This is a genomic window from Agrobacterium sp. FDAARGOS_525, assembly GCF_003938925.1.
In the GTDB taxonomy this organism is placed as follows: Bacteria; Pseudomonadota; Alphaproteobacteria; order Rhizobiales; family Rhizobiaceae; genus Agrobacterium; species Agrobacterium pusense.
Genome location: NZ_RKIU01000004.1, coordinates 343,490 through 361,029, shown reverse-complemented (window position 1 = coordinate 361,029; position 17,540 = coordinate 343,490). Strand labels below are relative to the sequence as shown.

Below are 17,540 nucleotides of genomic sequence, written 5' to 3'. Positions count from 1 at the left end.
CAACCTGTTGCTTGACTCTTTGCAGAAATAGGAACAAAACAAGAACGATAAAGATGAATAACCGGAATTGAAACCTGTCATGCCATGCAAAAGCGCGCGGATCAGTTGCTCGTTGTCGAAGAGCTGCGTGAAAGGCTGGAAAGGATCGGTGGCGGCCCTGAGCGGCTGCACGAGACCTTGCCTTTCGGCGTGGATGCCATCGACCATCACCTGCCGGGAGGCGGGCTGAAGCTCGGCTGCCTGCATGAGCTGAGCGGCGGCGGCAATGGCGCTGCCGATGGTGCGGCGGCCGCTCTCTTTGCGGCCGGGGTGGCAGCAAGGATTGCCGGCAAGGTTTTATGGTGCGTCACCCGGCAGGATCTGTTCATGCCGGGGCTGACACAGGCTGGCCTGTCGCAGAACCGACTCATCATCGTTGAATGCCGTGATGAGAAAGGCGTGCTTGACTGTTTCGAGGAGGGCTTGCGCTGCAATGGTTTCGGCGCGGTGATGGGCGAAGTGGCGAAACTGCCGATGAACGCTTCGCGGCGGCTGCAACTGGCGGCGGAAACTTCCGGCGTGACCGGCATTGCCATCCGCCGCTTCCGGCGTCCGGCCGATGCGGCGCTGTTCGGCGAACCGACGGCGGCCGTCACCCGCTGGCGTATTTCCGTGCGGCCCTCGTCACCCCTGCCGGTGCCGGGGGTGGGCAGGTCCCGCTGGTTTCTTGAGCTTTTGCGATGTCGCGGCGGCGAAAGCGCCGAATTTGAAGTGGAAGCCTGTGATGCAAAGGGTCGTCTCGCTGTACCTGCCGACATGGCCGACGGATCGTTTCCGGCGTCTGTCGGGACAGAACGCGCCGCCGGTTGAAAAGCCGCTGGTCATGATCGGCCGGCAGGGCAGCCGCCGGCTGGCGCTGGCGCTCGACAAGGCCGCGAAGGCGGCGGGCATCCGGCCTGGCACGCCGGTCAGCAAGGCGCAGGCGCTGGTGCCCGGCCTTCTCGTGGAAGATCTGGATGCGGTTGGAGATGCCCGCGCCCTTGAGCAGCTGGCCTTTCATTTCCTGCGCATTTATGCCCCCATCGTCTCCGCCGATGCGCCGGACGGGCTGGTGCTGGACACGGCGGGTGCAGATCATCTGCACGGCAATGAGATGCTGATGCTGAGCGGCATGGTCAACCGCCTGCATGCCGCAGGCTTCGCCGCCCGCGCCGCCATTGCCGATAGCTGGGGTGCGGCCCATGCACTGGCGCGTTTCGGCCGCGAGCAGATCAGCATCATACCGCCGGGTGGGCAACGGGCGGCGATCAGCAGCTTGCCGCTTGCCGCGCTGAGGCTGGAGGACCGCATCGTTTCCGGGTTGAAGGTGCTCGGCTTTCGCAGCATCGGTGAGCTTGCCGAAGCCCCGCGCGCGCCGCTCACCTTGCGCTTCGGCCCGGAAGTCGTCCGTCGTCTGGCGCAGGCTTTCGGAGAGATCGGCGAGCCCATAGAGCCGGTGCGCGTGGCCGAACTGGTGGAGGTGCGGCGCGCCTTTCCAGAGCCGATCGTAGCGGCGGAAACGATTGCCCGTTATACACAAAAGCTGGTCACGGGGCTTTGCGCCGCGCTGGAAAGGCGTGGTCTCGGCGCCCGCCGGGTCGATCTGGTGCTGCACCGTGTGGATAGCGGCCTGCAGGCGATCAGGGCGGGCACATCAAGACCGGTGCGCGATGTCAAGCAACTTGTCCGGCTTCTGACTGACCGTATCGACACCATCGATCCCGGCTTCGGCATAGAGATGATGGTGCTCACCGCCACCCATGCCGAACCGCTTGTCGCCGCGCAGGCCAGATCCTCGCTTCTGGAAGAAGGGCGTGCGGACATCGCCGATACGGTCGATGTCATCCTCAATCGCGGCCACAGGGTCTATCGTTATGCAGCGGTGGCGAGCGACGTGCCGGAACGCTCCGTTGCCCGTATTGCGGCACTTGCCACTGAGGATACGCTCGGCTGGCCCGGCCACTGGCCACGCCCGGTCAGACTGCTTGCAACACCTGAACCCGTTGAGACAATGGCGCTTCTCCCGGACCATCCGCCGCGTTATTTCATCTGGAAAGGCATACGCCACAATGTGCGCCGTGCCGACGGGCCGGAACGGGTGTTTGGTGAATGGTGGAAGCGTGACCGGGAAAAGGCCGCCGTGCGCGATTATTTCACCGTGGAAAATGAAAGCGGCGAACGTTTCTGGATTTTCCGCTCCGGTGACGGCGAACATGCCGAGACGGGATCGCAGGGCTGGTTCATCCACGGGGTCTTCGCATGAATACGCCGCGTTATGCCGAGCTTCAGGTAACCACGCATTTTTCCTTTCTGCGCGGAGCGAGCTCCTGCGACGAATTATTCGAACAGGCAAAAATTCTCGGCATCGAGGCGCTGGGCATTGTCGATCGCAACAGCCTTGCAGGCATTCCCCGCGCTTATGAAGCAGCCAATAATCATGGCATCCGCCTTGTCATCGGCTGCCGGCTCGATCTGGATGACGATCTATCCGTGCTCGCCTATCCCATGGATCGCCCCGCTTACGGCAGGCTTTGCCGGCTGCTTTCCGTGGGCAAAAAAAGGGGCGGCAAGGGCAAGTGCAGGCTGACATGGGACGATCTCGTCACCTATGGCGAAGGGCTGATCGTGGTGCTGCTCGCCGATCGGGCCGATGATCTCTGCGCGCTCCGCCTGCGGCGGCTGAAAGCCGCTTTTGCGGACAGGGCCTATATGGCGCTCAGTCTCAGGAGGCGTCCCAATGATCAGATGCGGCTTTTCGAACTCTCAGCTATGGCCGACGCGGCTGGTGTGCCGACCGTGGTAGCCAATGATGTGCTGTTTCATGTGCCCGAACGGCGCATGTTGCAGGATGTCGTCACCTGCATCCGTCACAATTGCACCATCGACGAGGCCGGTTTTCGCCGCGAGCGCCATGCCGATCGTTATATGAAGCCGCCGCAGGAGATGCACCGGCTGTTTGCCCGTTACCCCGAGGCGCTGGCACGCAGCCTCGAAATTACAAAGCGCTGCAAGTTTTCACTGAAGGAACTGGTCTATCAATATCCCGAGGAGCGTAGCCTGCCGGGGCTGACGGCGCAGCAGGCGCTGGAGAAGATGGTCTGGGAAGCGGTGCCGAAACGTTATCCGCATGGCGCCCCTGAAAAGGTGGAAAAGGCGCTGCACCACGAGCTTGGCCTAATCGGCAGGTTGGAATACGCCCCTTATTTCCTGACGGTGAATGCTATCGTCCAATTTGCCCGGGGGGAGGATATTCTCTGTCAGGGACGCGGCTCGGCGGCCAATTCGGTGGTGTGTTACGTGCTCGGCATCACCGCCATCGATCCTATGACGGTCGACCTTCTGTTCGAGCGTTTCGTTTCGGAAGAACGGCGCGAACCGCCTGATATCGACGTGGATTTCGAACATCAGCGGCGTGAGGAGGTCATTCAGTGGGTTTATAAAACCTATGGCCATGACAAGGCGGCGCTTTGTTCGGTCGTCACCCGTTATCGCGGGCGAGGGGCGTTACGCGACGTCGGCAAGGTTTTGGGCCTGCCGGAAGACTTGACGAAACTTCTTTCGTCGCAGGTCTGGCGCTGGAGCGAGGGGGTGGGTGAAAAGCAGGTGAAGGAACTGAACCTCAATATGGAGGATCGTCGCCTGAAGCTTGCCTTCGAATTGGCTAACCAGCTTGTGGGCACGCCGCGCCATCACAGCCAGCATCCGGGCGGTTTCGTCTTGACCCATGACCGGCTGGACGAGCTGGTACCAATCGAACCCGCCGCCATGGACAAACGGCAGATCATCGAATGGGATAAGGACGACATCGATATCATGAAGTTCATGAAGATGGATTGTCTGGCGCTCGGCATGCTCTCCTGCATGAAACGCGGTTTCGATATGCTGGAGGCACGGACAGGAGAGAAATACGATCTCGCCACCGTGCCACAGGGCGACGGTCCCACCTACGCCATGATCCAGAAGGCCGATACGCTGGGCACCTTCCAGATCGAAAGCCGGGCGCAGATGTCGATGCTGCCGCGCCTGAAACCGGTAAAATTCTACGATCTTGTCATTCAGGTCGCCATTGTTCGCCCCGGCCCCATTCAGGGAGATATGGTGCACCCATATTTGCGACGCCGTAACAAACAAGAGGATGAGCATTATCCGAAAGAGGAACTGAGGAGCGTACTGGGCAAAACGCTGGGCGTGCCGCTGTTTCAGGAACAGGCTATGCGTGTCGCCATCGAATGCGCCGGGTTTTCACCCGGTAAGGCGGATCAGCTGCGTCGCGCCATGGCAACCTTCAAGAATGTCGGCACCATCTCCAAATTCAGGCAGGATCTGATCGATGGCATGGTGGAGCGCGAGTATGACAAGGAATTCGCCGAACGAATCTTCAAGCAGCTGGAAGGTTTCGGCAGTTATGGTTTTCCCGAAAGCCACGCGGCTTCCTTCGCGTTGATTGCTTATGCCTCCTCATGGCTGAAATGCCATCATCCCGATATTTTCTGTACTGCCCTTCTCAACTCGCAGCCGATGGGATTTTACGCTCCGGCGCAGATCGTGCGTGATGCGCGTGATCATGGCGTGGAAGTACGCCCGGTCTGCGTCAATCACAGCCGCTTCGATTGCACGCTGGAACCTACGGGTGAGAAAGATGCGAGTGGCAAAGAGCGTTATGCCGTGCGGTTGGGTATGCGCATGGTGAAGGGGCTCTCCAATGATCATGCTGCCGTTATAGTCAATGTCAGGCAGGATAGGCCTTTTGTCTCCGTGGATGATCTGTGGCGAAGGGCGGGTGTTCCGGCCGCCGCCCTTGTCTGTCTCGCCGAAGCCGATGCCTTTCTGCCGTCGCTTCGCCTTGCCAGACGCGAGGCGCTCTGGGCCATCAAGGCCTTGCGGGATGAGCCTCTGCCGCTTTTTGCTGCCGCTGCCATCAGGGAAAATGCCGTTATCGAGGAGCTTCAGGAACCCTCCGTCATGCTCCGCCCCATGACTGACGGTGGCGAGGTTGTGCAGGATTACGGTCATGTGGGATTGACGCTGCGCGAACATCCCATGACCTTCCTGCGGCGCGATCTTTCCCGCCGCCGCATCGTCACCTGTGCGGAGGCGGTGCGCGTTCGGGACGGAACATGGCTGGAAACGGCCGGGCTGGTGCTGGTGCGCCAGCGTCCCGGCTCGGCAAAAGGCGTTATCTTCATGACGCTGGAGGACGAGACGGGTATCGCCAATGCGGTGCTGTGGGTCAAAACTTTCGAAAAATACCGCCGCGTGGTGCTGTCGGCCGGTATGGTCGGCATTTATGGCAAGATTCAAAGGGAAGGCGAAGTCGTGCATCTGGTCGCCCACCGGCTGACCGATCTGTCACAGGCGCTTGCTAGTGTGGGCGAGCGCAACCACGCGTTTCCGCTGCCGCACGGGCGTGGTGACGAGTTTCACCATGGCATGCCACAGGAGGATCACCGCGCCATCAGGAAAAGACCGCCGCCGGCCACCCATGATGAAGATGCGGTGGAGCGGATAAAGGTCATTTCCCGTAATTTCCACTGAGTCCGAGGTTTCCGCCGAGAGGGCGCGTCTTAAGCCGCATCCTCCAGCCCTGCCGCATCTTTCCTGCGGAACTGGCTGGGTGGTGCGCCGATTACCCGTTTGAAGGCGCGGCTGAAAGAGGCCTCGGAATCGTAACCGAGCTTTTCGGCCGCCAGCGTCACCCGCATGCCCTCTCGCAGCCACAGCCGCGCCTGATGCATGCGCACCCGCACCACATAACGCGCGGGGCTTTCTCCTACCACGCGGGTGAAACGTTCCGCGAAACTTGAGCGGGATGCGCCCATCAGTGAGGCAAGCTCTTCCACGCTCCAGTCCTTTTCGGGATTGAGGTGAATGGCGGCGAGCACGCGGCCGAGTTCGGGATTGCGCACGGCGGCAAGCCAGCCGCTGGAATCGCCGCAGCCATATTCCACCCACGTACGGATCAGCGTTGCAGTCAACACATCGGCAAGCCTTGCCAGAATGCCACCCGCGCCGACGCGGTTCAGCTCGACCTCCCGCGTCATGGCTTCCAGAAGATGCGGAATGGCCGGATCGCTTTTGGCCAGATCGCTGGTCAACATCACGTCAGGCATCAGCTGCAGCAGCGGATGCAGGTTATCCATGTTGAAACGCATCGAAGCGGTGAAAGCCACGGTATCGCCACCCGCACTCGCGCACTCCATGTCGAAAATGCCCTGGCACACTTCCTTCTTGCCGAACCGGTCGAAGGGGGAAGGGGCCACCTTTTCACCGCTCGCCAGCACATGTGCATGCCCGCGCGGCAGAAGCACGGCGTCGCCACATGTCAGGGTCAGCCATTCACCCGAGGGTTTTTGCAATTTCGCATGCCCCACGCCGATGAAATGAAACCGCGCCGCCTCCTGTTCGGGAAAAGCCGTCGCCCAGGGGGTGGCCATGCGGCACCGGCCATATTCCACACCGTCAAGCCTAAGGCCACGCAACATTTCCGTCAGGGCATCGTTCATGGCATCTCGCAAATTCGGACGATTGGTTAAGGAATACGGATTTTCTAGCATGGAAACGCCGGGTTGTCACGCATAGCCTGCTTGCATCGATTTGCAGTCGTCGAAGCGGGGCTCCCAACCGGCTTCCTCGCCTTGCCCTTTCCGTTTCACGACGCGTTCTGGGAATGCGCATCAGGAGATTTTCATGAATAGCCGGACCATAAACGAACTGGAATATACGCCGCGCAGACAGGAGCCGGATGCGAAATGGGCCGCTGTGGTTTCACTTTCGCTCGGCGTTTTCGGACTGGTAACGGCGGAATTCCTGCCCGTCAGCCTCCTGACGCCGCTATCGGCCGATCTCTCCATTAGCTCCGGCATTGCCGGGCAATCCATAACCGTCACGGCGCTGGTCGCGGCGGTTGCAGGTCCGGGTGTCGTCATCGGCACACGCGGCATTGACCGGCGCTGGACCCTGCTGGGGCTGACCACGCTGCTGATCATCTCCAGCACGCTGGCCGCCCTTGCCAATGGGCTTTTCATGCTCTTTGCCTCGCGTGTCCTGCTGGGCATCGGTCTTGGCGGCTTCTGGGCCATGTCGGCGGCGCTGGCGTTGCGGCTCGTGCCTATTGAAAAAATGCCACGCGCCATGGCCATCATCCTTACCGGGGTCTCCGTCGCAACCGTGTGTGCGGCACCGGTGGGCGCGTGGATTGGCGCGACGCTCGGCTGGCGATCGGCTTTCGTCGTTGCCGGCGTGCTCGGCGTCATTGCGCTCGCCGTGCAATTGCTCACCGTGCCTTCGCTGCCGCCGGCCGGTGCCCCCGGCCTTTCCACCATGTTCCGGCTGCTTCAGCGAACGCAGGTCCGGATCGGTCTTTTGACGACGCTATTTATCGTTGCGGGCCACTTTGCCGGCTTCACCTATGTCCGACCGTTCCTGGAAGACGTGCCGCAGCTTGGCGTGGAGGCGATTTCGCTTGTTCTGCTGATTTACGGTATCGGCGGTTTCTTCGGCAATCTTTTCGGCGGTTTCCTTGCCGAAAAGAACACGGCCTGGGCGGTGACCTTCGCCGCGACGCTGATCGCCGCATCGGCTTCCATCCTGGTGATTGCCGGCGCATCTCCCGTTGTTGCGGGCCTTGCCATCGCCTCCTGGGGTTTTGCTTTCGGCGCATTGCCCGTCAGCGTGCAGAGTTTCATCACGCGTGTTGCCTCGGATGAGGCCGAGAGTGCGGGTGCGCTGCTGCTTACGACATTCCAGATCGCTATTTCCAGCGGTGCGGTTCTTGGCGGCCTGCTGATCGATCTCCAGGGCGCAACCATGGTGTTCGTCTTCGTGGCCATCGCAGCCCTTCTCGGCGCCTCGCTGATGGCGTCGCGGCGCGGCGTGGTGCCGCAGGTAGAGGCATCGCAGGGCTGAGGACCTGGCGAGAGGAATGGGCCTGCATTCTTGTGGGCCCGCCTTCACTACGACCGGTTTCGGGTTTCAAACCGTCTTGATCGCCTTCTGCGTCCGGTCCTTGCCCACTTCGATCACATGCCGCATGGCCTTCACCGCCGCATCCGCGTCCCGCGCCGCGATGGCGTGGACAATGCGAAGGTGGTTGGATGCGATCTCGGCGATGGTGTCGGGCGAGGCGGCCGGTGACGAAAGCTGGAATGAGATGGCAAGCGCCGCCTCGATCAGCCCGCTTGCCGAACGCATGAAGGGATTGCCGGACATATGCGCGACGGCAAGATGGAACTCGAGATCCACCTTGGCGATGCTCTCCGGCGTATGCTGCGGATTGTCGAATTTTGCGGCGATGACGTAAAGCGAGACAATGTCTTCATTGGAGGCCTGGAGAGCTGCTGCCGCCGCCGCCGCCGGCTCCAGCGCCAGCCGAATTTCGGCCAGGTGCTTCACAAATTCCTGGTCGATGCCAGCTTCGCAGCGCCAGCCCAGCACATCCGGATCAAAGAAATTCCAGCTCGAACGGTCGAGCACCCGGGTACCCACCTTCGCCTTGGGTTCCACCAGCCGCTTGGCCGCCAGCGTCTTCATGGTTTCGCGCAGCACCGTGCGCGAGACGCCGAAACGCATGGAGAGCTCCGCATCGTTGGGCAGCAGAGAGCCTTCGGCGATCCTGCCCGAGACGATGGCGCTGCCGAGTTCGGAAACCACATGCGCGTGGCTGTTCCGGCGTTTTCGCCCGCTAATCGTCGTTTCGAGCAGCCCCAAGCAAGCCTCCGTTTGCGTTATGCCGGATGCGGTCCGGCCAGTCTCCTGTTTGAATACCAGATGATTGCGCGCTGCAACACGATGAACACGAAAAGCAGCACGCCGATGACGATTTTCGTCCACCAGGAGGACAGGGTTCCATCAAAAACGATGTAGGTCTGGATCAGGCCTTGGATCAAAAGCCCGACAAATGTTCCCGCAACCAATCCCGTGCCACCGGTCAGAAGTGTACCGCCGATGACGACGGCAGCGATCGCGTCCAGCTCCACGCCCACCGTCGCCAGCGAGTAACCTGACGAGGTGTAAAGCGTATAAACGATGCCAGCGAGGCCGGAGAGAAAGCCGGAAAGCGCATAGATGCCAATGGTGGTGGTCCCGATCGGCACGCCCATCAGCTCGGCAGATTGCGGATTGCCGCCCAGCGCATAGACATTGGCACCGAAGCGGGTGCGGCTTGCGATCAGCATGCCGGCGGCGAAGACGAGAAGCATGAGCATGGCGAGCGCCGTCAGCCGGCCGCCGCCTGGAAAGCGGAAATAAAAGCCCTGTATCGCATCGATGAAAGGATGTGAGATCGGCACCGACTGGGTGGAGATCAGATAGGCAGCCCCGCGCGCCAGGAACATGCCCGCGAGTGTCACCACAAAAGGCGGGATGGACAGAAAGCGGATCATCGCGCCCATCAGGCAGCCAAACAGCGTGGAAATCAAAAGCACGATGGCGAAGGCAAGCAGCGGATGGATGTTATAGGTGCCGACCAGGACGGCCACAAAGACGCTGGTGAAGGCAATGACGGAACCAATCGAGAGATCGATGCCGCCCGACAGGATGACGAAAGTCATGCCGACGGCGGCTATGCCAAGAAAGGCGTTGTCGGTAAGAAGATTTCCGATCACCCGCGTCGAGAAGATCGCCGGATATTGCATCACGCAAAGAAGATAGGCGACGACGAAAATCGTCAGCGTGGTGAGGAAGGGCAGGTTGCGGCTGTGGATCATCGCGCGGTTCCTTCCTTGGTCATACCGTTGGTGGCGGTTTTGGCGTGCTGCTTTGGCGCTTTCACGAAACCGAGGACGGCCATGATCGCCGGAGATTGCAGCGTCAGCACCACCATGATGATGCCGGCCTTTATGATGAGGTTGAATTCCGGCGGAAAGCCCGAGACGAGGATGCCGGTATTGATGGTCTGGATGATGAGCGCGCCGATCAGCGATGCGGTGATGGAGAAGCGGCCACCATTTAGTGAAGTGCCGCCGATGACCACCGCCAATATGGCGTCCAATTCCAGCCAGAGGCCGGCATTGTTGGCATCCGCACCACGAATATCCGCCGTCACGATCATGCCGGCGATCGCCGCGCAAAGACCGGAAACGGCATAGACGAAGAACAGCAGAAAACGCGCCCTTACACCGGCAAGAGCCGCTGCGCGGCGATTGATGCCGGTCGCTTCGATCAGGAAACCGAGTGCGCTCTTGCGAACGAGAAAGCCTATCAGGAGCGCGGCCGTTACCCAAATGATGACGGGCAGGGGCACACCGGCAAATGCGCCGGAGCCGATCGCGGAAAAGCTGTCATTGTTGAACGTGAGGATGACGCCCTCGGTGATGAGCTGCGCGATGCCGCGCCCTGCCACCATGAGGATCAGCGTGGCGATGATGGGCTGTATGTCGAGAAGGGCAACCAGCACGCCGTTCCAGAGGCCGCAGACAATTCCCACGCCAAGCGAAATGGCGATGACGGCGGGAATGGAATGTCCATTGCTGATGAGCGTGGCGGCGACGGCGCCGCAGATGGCGATGACAGCACCAATGGAAAGATCGATGCCCTTAGTCGCGATGACCAGCGTCATGCCGATGGTGAGCAGCGCCACGGGGGCGGCGCGCACGAGAATATCCACCAGACTGCCATAGAGCCTGCCATTTTGAAACGACACATTGAGGAAGCCGGGCGAAATGATTGTAATCGCTGCGAGAATGATGAAAAGCGCAGCAAGCTGCGGTGCAAGTCTTCTAAGACGCCGATTGACTGCCGTCATCATGCCGCCTCCGTTCTGGCCGCATCTGCGATCGCACGCATGATATTGTCGGCCGTCACTTCGCCGCCTTTCAGCTCGCTGACATGCCGGCGGTCGGAAAGCACGACGACACGATGCGCCACGGCGGTGAGTTCCTCCAGTTCGGAGGATATGACGACAAGCGACATGCCCTCGCTGCAGAGTTTTTCGATCATTTTGAGAATTTCCGCGTGGGCGCCGATATCGATGCCGCGTGTCGGCTCATCGAGGATCAGAAGCCGGGGATGGGTGGCCAGCCAGCGGGCCAGGATGGCCTTCTGCTGGTTGCCGCCGGACAGGAACTTGATCGGCCGGTCGGGGTCGGCCGGGCGGATATCAAGGGATTTGATGAAACCTTCCGCCAGCTCCGCCTTTTGCCGGCGCGACAGCGGCCGCGCCCATCCCTGCCGGGCCTGAAGGGCCAGCGCGATGTTGTCGGTCACGGAGAAATCACCAATGATGCCGTCCGTCTTGCGTTCTTCGGGACAGAAACCGAAACCGGCCGCAATCGCCGCCTCGGGAGAAGAGATCGTCACCGCCTGCCCGTCGATCGTGGCTTTACCCGTGTCGGGGCGGTCTATGCCGAAGAGCAGGAATGCCGTTTCGGTCCGGCCGGAGCCGAGAAGCCCTGCCACGCCGACGATTTCCCCGGGGCGTATCACGAGATCGAAGGGAGAGACGCTGCCGCGTTTGCCATAACCTTCGAAGCGAATGCTTGGCTCGCCTTCGGCGATTGTTTCTTCGGTCGCCTGATGGTCATGGGTAATCTGTTGAAGTTCCCGGCCGAGCATCATCGATATCAACTCGGAACGCGGCAGGCTGCCGATTTCGCGTGTGCCGACAAGCCGGCCGTTGCGCAGCACCGTCACCCGGTCGGCGATATCGTAGACCTGATTGAGGAAATGAGTGATGATTACGATACCGATACCGCGCGCCCGCAGCTTTTTCAGTACTCCGAACAGCATTTCAACCTCATGAGCGTCGAGGCTGGCGGTCGGTTCGTCCAGCACCAGCACCTTGCCGGAAAGATCGACGGCGCGGGCGATGGCGATGATCTGACGGATGGCGACGGAATAGCTGGAGAGAAGGGCGTTGACGTCAATGGAAAGGCCGTACTGGGCAAGCAGCGCCTGCGAATTCTTTTGCATCGTGCTGCGGTCGATCAGCCCGAAGCGCCGCGGCTGGCGGCCAAGGTAGAGGTTCTCCGCAACGGTGAGGTTTTCGAGAAGGTTGACCTCCTGGTAGACGGTGCCGATGCCAAGGGCCTGCGCCTCGCCCACATTGGCGGGCGAGATTTCGCTGCCTTCCAGAAAGACTGATCCGCTGCCGCGGCTGTAGACGCCCGTCAGGATTTTGATCAGCGTCGATTTTCCCGCGCCGTTTTCGCCGAGCAGGGCATGGATTTCACCGTGCCCAAGCGCAAAGTCGACGCCATCCAGCGCCGTGATCCCTAGAAAGGATTTGCCGATGGCGCGTGCTTCCAGAAGTGGTGCCGTTTCGGACATTGAGCAGTTTCCGTATTGCAATGGGTTTTGGTAGAGCACTCGGCAGGGAGCGGCGTATTTCTTCATCCCCGCCGGGGATAAGGTGGGCCGAAGGGTCGGATGAGGGGGCAAGCTCTCCTGACATCTCCAGGCTTGCCCCCCTCATCCCGCTGTCGCGGACTTCTCCCCGGACGGGGAGAAGAAACAAGTGGCATGCGCTCGCTCCATACGAGATCATTCTGCAGACTGGATCGGAGAGGTTTCGCTCTCCTCAACAGAAAGAGACGGCGCAATCCACGCGCCGTTTCTGCAAAGAATGGCTTAGTAACCCAGGCCCTTCTTCGCCTCGTAGACCTTCATCGGGTCGTCCGATGCCGTGTAGAGCTTGGATTCGGTCTGAATCCACTTCGCCGGAGCCTTCTTGTCTTTCAGATAGGCTTCGAGCGCGTCGAATGCCGGGCCGGCCATGTCGGGCGTCAGTTCCACGGTGGCGTTGGCTTCACCGGCTGCCATGGCCTTAAAGATGTCAGGCACGGCGTCGATCGACACGACCTTGATGTCGGTTCCGGGCTTGAGACCGGCTTCCTTGATCGCCTGGATCGCGCCAACGGCCATGTCGTCATTGTGGGCGTAGACGGCACAGATGTCCTTGCCGCCGCCTTCCGCCTTGATGAAGCTTTCCATCACTTCCTTACCCTTGGTGCGGGTAAAGTCACCCGTCTGCGAGCGGACGATCTTGATATTGGCGTGCGAAGCGATAGCTTGCTCGAAGCCCTTCTTGCGGTTAATGGCGGGCGAGGAGCCGGTCGTGCCCTGCAATTCCACCACCTTGCAATCCTTGGAGCCGACGTCCTTCACCAGCCAGTCACCGGCAACCTTGCCTTCGTGGACCTGGTCCGAGGTAACTGCGGTCAGGTAAAGATCATCGGGAGCCTCGATCTGGCGATCGAGCAGGATGACAGGGATTTTCTCTTCCTTGGCTTCCTTCAGGACAGCATCCCAGCCCGTTGCGACGACCGGTGCAATCAGGATTGCGTCGACGCCCTGCGCGATGAAGCCGCGAACGGCCTTGATCTGGTTTTCCTGCTTCTGTTGCGCGTCGGCGAACTTAAGTGTGACGCCGCGCTTCTCGGCCTGCTGTTTGGTAACGGTGGTTTCAGCCGCGCGCCAGCCGGATTCCGAACCGATCTGCGAGAAGCCGACGGTAAGCGATTTGGCGGAAACACTTGATGCAAGGCACAGCGAAACGGCGACAGTAACTGTCGCGAGAGCTTTTCTCATCTTAATCCTCCCAGAGATGATGTCAGCGTGACGCGATCACTATGAGCATATAGTAATACTCTTGAAAAGCGATTTTTTAGCCTTTCCGCAATTTGGCTTCGGTGAACTGCGGTGAATTTTTCGCCATAAAATAGGATGAATCAATGGGTTGAACGAAAGAAAGTCTCATTTTTCCGCTTGCGGAACTGGCTTGACGTGACCTCAGAGGCGACTTGACAGAAGGCGATCGTCTCCAATAGTAATACAAATAAAGAGACTTTATAAAAGGCGGAGCGGGGAGCCGAAGAGCTAGCCGCATTCCCGCAAGGCATGGGAGGGAGAGGCCGTTGCGCGACACCGGTATCACCATAAATACCGAAAAATATTCGGCTAAATCCGAAGAACGGCTTCAGGTCACTCGTCTGGCGCTGCTCTGTCGGTTATGCGTGTTCTCCGAAAGCTGATTCCATTTTCCTTGCGCACAACATAAGCTTGTCGCATTTCGTAATATTTTACCGTTGGCCACTTCCGGCTGGAGACCTGCATCATGACTACATCCGACAAACTGCCTGCAACACAAGGCAAGCTTCGCTCGCGCGCCTGGTTCGACAACCCCGCAAATGCGGATATGACCGCGCTTTATCTCGAGCGTTACATGAACTTTGGTCTGAGCCAGGCCGAGCTTCAGTCCGACCGCCCGATCATCGGCATCGCGCAGACGGGTTCGGACCTTTCTCCTTGCAACCGTCACCATCTGGAACTGGCAAACCGCCTGCGCGAAGGTATCCGTGAAGCTGGCGGCATCGCCATCGAATTTCCGGTTCACCCAATCCAGGAAACCGGCAAGCGGCCGACCGCAGGTCTCGACCGCAACCTCGCCTATCTCGGCCTCGTGGAAGTGCTTTATGGCTATCCGCTCGACGGCGTCGTTCTGACCATCGGCTGCGACAAGACCACGCCTGCCTGTCTCATGGCGGCGGCCACCGTCAACATTCCGGCCATCGCCCTTTCCGTCGGCCCGATGCTGAACGGCTGGTTCCGCGGTGAGCGCACCGGCTCCGGCACCATCGTCTGGAAGGCGCGCGAACTGCTGGCGAAGGGTGAGATCGATTATCAGGGCTTCGTCAAGCTTGTCGCTTCCTCGGCTCCGTCGACCGGCTATTGCAACACCATGGGCACGGCGACGACCATGAATTCGCTTGCCGAAGCGCTGGGCATGCAGCTTCCCGGCTCCGCTGCCATCCCGGCCCCTTACCGCGATCGTCAGGAAGTCTCCTACCTCACCGGCTTGCGTATCGTCGAAATGGTCAAGGAAGACCTGAAGCCATCGGACATCATGACAAAGGATGCGTTCATCAACGCCATCCGCGTCAACTCGGCGATTGGCGGCTCCACCAACGCACCGATCCACCTGAACGGCCTTGCACGTCACGTCGGCGTCGAGTTGACAGTGGATGACTGGCAGACCTATGGTGAAGACGTACCGTTGCTCGTTAACCTGCAGCCGGCCGGTGAGTATCTCGGCGAGGATTATTACCATGCCGGCGGCGTTCCTGCTGTCGTCAACCAGCTGATGACCCAGGGGCTGATCATGGAAGATGCCTTGACGGTCAATGGCAAGACCATCGGCGAAAACTGCCGTGGCGCGATCATTGAGGACGAAAAGGTCATTCGCCCCTATGAACAGCCGCTCAAGGAGCGCGCCGGCTTCCGCGTTCTGCGCGGCAACCTGTTCTCCTCCGCCATCATGAAGACGAGTGTGATTTCGGAAGAGTTCCGCAACCGTTACCTTTCCAACCCGAACGATCCCGAAGCTTTCGAAGGACGTGCCGTGGTGTTCGACGGTCCGGAAGACTACCATCACCGCATCGATGATCCGTCGCTGAAGATCGACGCCAACACCATCCTGTTCATGCGCGGTGCCGGCCCGATCGGTTATCCCGGCGCGGCAGAAGTCGTGAACATGCGCGCTCCGGATTATCTGCTGAAGGAAGGCGTCAACTCGCTGCCCTGCATCGGCGATGGCCGTCAGTCCGGCACTTCGGGCAGCCCGTCCATCCTCAATGCTTCCCCGGAAGCAGCAGCAGGTGGCGGCCTTGCCGTTCTGCAGACAGGCGACCGCGTCCGCATCGATGTAGGCCGCGGCAAGGCGGATATCCTGATTTCTGGTGAAGAACTGGCCAAGCGTTACGAGGCTCTGCATGCAGAGGGTGGCTACAAGTTCCCTGACCACCAGACGCCATGGCAGGAAATCCAGCGCGGCATCGTCAGCCAGATGGAAACCGGCGCGGTCCTGGAACCTGCCGTGAAGTATCAGCGCATCGCCCAGACCAAGGGCCTGCCGCGCGACAACCACTAACAGCCATCACAAGACTATGCGGCCCCGAGGACAACCTTGGGGCCGCTTTCGTTTCTTTTAACGGTAAACTAGAAATATTGAGGTCTATGGACCGACCAACGCTATCATGCGCCCCGCGCGCCCCATCATGAGGCCACGGAGGGTCAATGCGTCGATGGCTTGGAGCGTGCGGCAGACGCTCAGATCACCGGGTAAAGCGACCAGAAAAACAGTTCATATTCCTGATCGCGATCGTCATCATGCGATTCGTCGTCGGGTCTGCGCGGTGTTTTGTCCTGAAACTCGGTCTCCACCCGCTCATTGACGACGGGCATCCTTCGGCCGATGCCAAAGAGGTCAAAGGAGAGCATGTTGAACCCTGCTACCATGGCCGTTTCCCTTCTTCACGCGAGTTAACGTAGCGTTAAGTTTCGCGCGTTGCCATGATTTCGTCAAGATTGGCGGAGGAATTTGTCTACCATTTTTAACAACAATGTCGTGAGCGGCGTTCCATCGCGAGCGGATTTTGCGCAATGAATGTTCTTCGACACCGTTAAACGCCATCCGCAGGTGCGTCTAAATAGGTTTTTTCTGCGGCTTCCAGCGCGAAATCGGTATTTGCAGCGTGGCCGAGGCTTTTCAGGGCGCCGGAGAAGGCTAGGATATTGGCTTTCACGGCATCCCGATGCGCTCTCCGACCGGTGTGATTAAGCCTGATCAACCGTTCCGCGCCGGGGCCGACGCCACCGGAAATGTCCGCGCCTTGCTTCTGGGACACAGCCGCGAGGAATGCCCTGGCTTCGAGGATATCAGGCAGGATCGCCGTGGAAACGAGGGCGGAAGCGTGCGCCTCTTCCACCCAGGTTGGAATGCCAAGCGCCCTGAGGCCGTTTCGGGTGGCCGTCGCTGCCGTTTTGTGGCGTCGATTGGCGGATGCCAGCCCTTCTGACTCGATCCTGTCGAGGGCGGCCTCCAGCGCGTAAAACTCCAGCGGGGCGGGCGTTCCGGGCAGTGCGCCGCGACCGGCATCGAGCCAGAGTTTTTTCTGGTCCATAAGCGAGAGCATGGAGTTGTCAGGAGCGCCGTCATGCGAAAGAAGCGCCCAGGCCCTTTCGCTGACGGAAATGGCGGAAATGCCGGCCGGGCCGGCCAGCGCCTTTTGCGGGCCGATGACGGCGATATCGATACCTAAACGGTCGACGTCGAAAGCATGTCCGCCAATGGACGCGACGGCGTCCACAAGGGTCGCGATGCCCCGTTCCCGGGCGAGCGCGGCAATGGCGGGCAGGGGGTTGAGGATGCCGCTTGCCGATTCCGCGTGGACGATGGCGAGAAGGTCGAAATCCGGCCCTTCGTCCAGCGCCCGTTCCACTTCCTCCAGGGTGACCGGCCTTGCCGGGCTGGCGGTCAGATTGCGCACGGTCGCGCCGCCCTTTTCCAGCCAGCCGCCAAACCACGCACCATAAGGGCTGGTGACAATGTTGAGCGCTTTCAGGCCCGGTCGCGCAAGGCTGGTGGCTGCGGCTTCGAGCGCCAGCACGGCTTCCGCCTGTATCAGCAGCACGTCGTTGCTTGTGCTCATCAGCGCGGCCAGCCGGTCGGCAAGGGCAGCATAACGCTCGGCAGGAAAAGCGGGTGGGTCGAGCAGCAATGCATAATCCGGAGCGTGCATGTCTTTTCC

General features: G+C 60.4%; 13 protein-coding genes. 5 read left to right on the top strand and 8 right to left on the bottom strand.

Annotated elements, in window-relative coordinates; translation table 11 throughout:
* Positions 1-84 precede the first annotated feature (84 nt).
* The 3 genes from EGT36_RS18085 to EGT36_RS18075 are packed head-to-tail and all read left to right on the top strand — an operon-like array spanning position 85 to position 5,553.
* A complete protein-coding gene (locus EGT36_RS18085; RefSeq protein WP_125270774.1) occupies positions 85-849 on the top strand; it encodes an ImuA family protein in 765 nt (254 codons plus the stop codon).
* Positions 764-2,281: a Y-family DNA polymerase gene (locus EGT36_RS18080; protein WP_172965666.1), complete on the top strand. Its 1,518-nt coding sequence runs from the start codon at positions 764-766 to the stop codon at positions 2,279-2,281. Before EGT36_RS18085 ends, EGT36_RS18080 begins: the two co-directional genes overlap by 86 nt.
* Positions 2,278-5,553 carry an error-prone DNA polymerase gene (locus EGT36_RS18075; protein WP_125270773.1) on the top strand — a complete coding sequence of 1,092 codons (3,276 nt, stop codon included), beginning with the start codon at positions 2,278-2,280 and terminating at the stop codon, positions 5,551-5,553. The genes EGT36_RS18080 and EGT36_RS18075 overlap by 4 nt, the downstream gene beginning before the upstream one ends.
* Positions 5,554-5,582: 29 nt before the next feature.
* On the opposite strand, the gene EGT36_RS18070 is transcribed toward EGT36_RS18075, so the two are convergent.
* Positions 5,583-6,521, bottom strand: coding sequence for an AraC family transcriptional regulator (locus tag EGT36_RS18070; RefSeq protein WP_035208187.1), 939 nt, complete (start codon positions 6,519-6,521; stop codon positions 5,583-5,585).
* Between the two features lie 184 nt (positions 6,522-6,705).
* On the opposite strand from EGT36_RS18070, the gene EGT36_RS18065 reads away from it, so the two are divergent.
* Positions 6,706-7,923, top strand: a complete 1,218-nt coding sequence (locus tag EGT36_RS18065) for an MFS transporter (protein ID WP_125270772.1) — start codon at positions 6,706-6,708, stop codon at positions 7,921-7,923.
* A gap of 66 nt (positions 7,924-7,989) precedes the next feature.
* Here EGT36_RS18065 and EGT36_RS18060 read toward each other — a convergent pair whose 3' ends face one another.
* From EGT36_RS18060 to ytfQ, 5 genes are all read right to left on the bottom strand, one after another.
* Positions 7,990-8,724, bottom strand: coding sequence for a FadR/GntR family transcriptional regulator (locus tag EGT36_RS18060; protein ID WP_004438874.1), 735 nt, complete (start codon positions 8,722-8,724; stop codon positions 7,990-7,992).
* 17 nt (positions 8,725-8,741) lie between these two features.
* Positions 8,742-9,722: a galactofuranose ABC transporter, permease protein YjfF gene (yjfF, locus tag EGT36_RS18055; RefSeq protein WP_006697252.1), complete on the bottom strand. Its 981-nt coding sequence runs from the start codon at positions 9,720-9,722 to the stop codon at positions 8,742-8,744.
* Positions 9,719-10,759: an ABC transporter permease gene (locus EGT36_RS18050; RefSeq protein ID WP_172965721.1), complete on the bottom strand. Its 1,041-nt coding sequence runs from the start codon at positions 10,757-10,759 to the stop codon at positions 9,719-9,721. The genes yjfF and EGT36_RS18050 overlap by 4 nt, the downstream gene beginning before the upstream one ends.
* Positions 10,759-12,282 (bottom strand): sugar ABC transporter ATP-binding protein, encoded by a 1,524-nt coding sequence (locus EGT36_RS18045; protein ID WP_125270770.1) that lies wholly within the window; start codon positions 12,280-12,282, stop codon positions 10,759-10,761. Before EGT36_RS18045 ends, EGT36_RS18050 begins: the two co-directional genes overlap by 1 nt.
* Before the next feature lie 300 nt (positions 12,283-12,582).
* On the bottom strand, positions 12,583-13,542 hold the full coding sequence (gene ytfQ / locus EGT36_RS18040) for a galactofuranose ABC transporter, galactofuranose-binding protein YtfQ (RefSeq protein ID WP_004438884.1): 960 nt from the start codon (positions 13,540-13,542) through the stop codon (positions 12,583-12,585).
* A 526-nt stretch (positions 13,543-14,068) separates the two neighbouring features.
* On the opposite strand from ytfQ, the gene EGT36_RS18035 reads away from it, so the two are divergent.
* Entirely contained in the window at positions 14,069-15,880 is a 1,812-nt protein-coding gene (locus EGT36_RS18035; RefSeq protein ID WP_125270769.1) for an IlvD/Edd family dehydratase, read from the top strand.
* A gap of 179 nt (positions 15,881-16,059) precedes the next feature.
* Here EGT36_RS18035 and EGT36_RS30555 read toward each other — a convergent pair whose 3' ends face one another.
* Positions 16,060-16,248: a hypothetical protein gene (locus EGT36_RS30555; RefSeq protein ID WP_003506556.1), complete on the bottom strand. Its 189-nt coding sequence runs from the start codon at positions 16,246-16,248 to the stop codon at positions 16,060-16,062.
* A gap of 164 nt (positions 16,249-16,412) precedes the next feature.
* Complete coding sequence (locus EGT36_RS18025; protein WP_125270767.1) at positions 16,413-17,531, bottom strand: pyridoxal-phosphate-dependent aminotransferase family protein; 1,119 nt, start codon at positions 17,529-17,531, stop codon at positions 16,413-16,415.
* Positions 17,532-17,540: the final 9 nt, after the last annotated feature.

What these genes read in the sequence shown, in the direction of transcription:
- EGT36_RS18085 (WP_125270774.1), top strand. Translation starts at nt 85, where the DNA reads ATGCAAAAGCGCGCGGATCAGTTGCTCGTTGTCGAAGAGCTGCGTGAA.
- EGT36_RS18080 (WP_172965666.1), top strand. Translation starts at nt 764, where the DNA reads ATGCAAAGGGTCGTCTCGCTGTACCTGCCGACATGGCCGACGGATCGT.
- EGT36_RS18075 (WP_125270773.1), top strand. Translation starts at nt 2,278, where the DNA reads ATGAATACGCCGCGTTATGCCGAGCTTCAGGTAACCACGCATTTTTCC.
- EGT36_RS18070 (WP_035208187.1), bottom strand. Translation starts at nt 6,521, where the DNA reads ATGAACGATGCCCTGACGGAAATGTTGCGTGGCCTTAGGCTTGACGGT.
- EGT36_RS18065 (WP_125270772.1), top strand. Translation starts at nt 6,706, where the DNA reads ATGAATAGCCGGACCATAAACGAACTGGAATATACGCCGCGCAGACAG.
- yjfF (WP_006697252.1), bottom strand. Translation starts at nt 9,722, where the DNA reads ATGATCCACAGCCGCAACCTGCCCTTCCTCACCACGCTGACGATTTTC.
- EGT36_RS18050 (WP_172965721.1), bottom strand. Translation starts at nt 10,759, where the DNA reads ATGACGGCAGTCAATCGGCGTCTTAGAAGACTTGCACCGCAGCTTGCT.
- EGT36_RS18045 (WP_125270770.1), bottom strand. Translation starts at nt 12,282, where the DNA reads ATGTCCGAAACGGCACCACTTCTGGAAGCACGCGCCATCGGCAAATCC.
- ytfQ (WP_004438884.1), bottom strand. Translation starts at nt 13,542, where the DNA reads ATGAGAAAAGCTCTCGCGACAGTTACTGTCGCCGTTTCGCTGTGCCTT.
- EGT36_RS18035 (WP_125270769.1), top strand. Translation starts at nt 14,069, where the DNA reads ATGACTACATCCGACAAACTGCCTGCAACACAAGGCAAGCTTCGCTCG.
- EGT36_RS30555 (WP_003506556.1), bottom strand. Translation starts at nt 16,248, where the DNA reads ATGGTAGCAGGGTTCAACATGCTCTCCTTTGACCTCTTTGGCATCGGC.
- EGT36_RS18025 (WP_125270767.1), bottom strand. Translation starts at nt 17,531, where the DNA reads ATGCACGCTCCGGATTATGCATTGCTGCTCGACCCACCCGCTTTTCCT.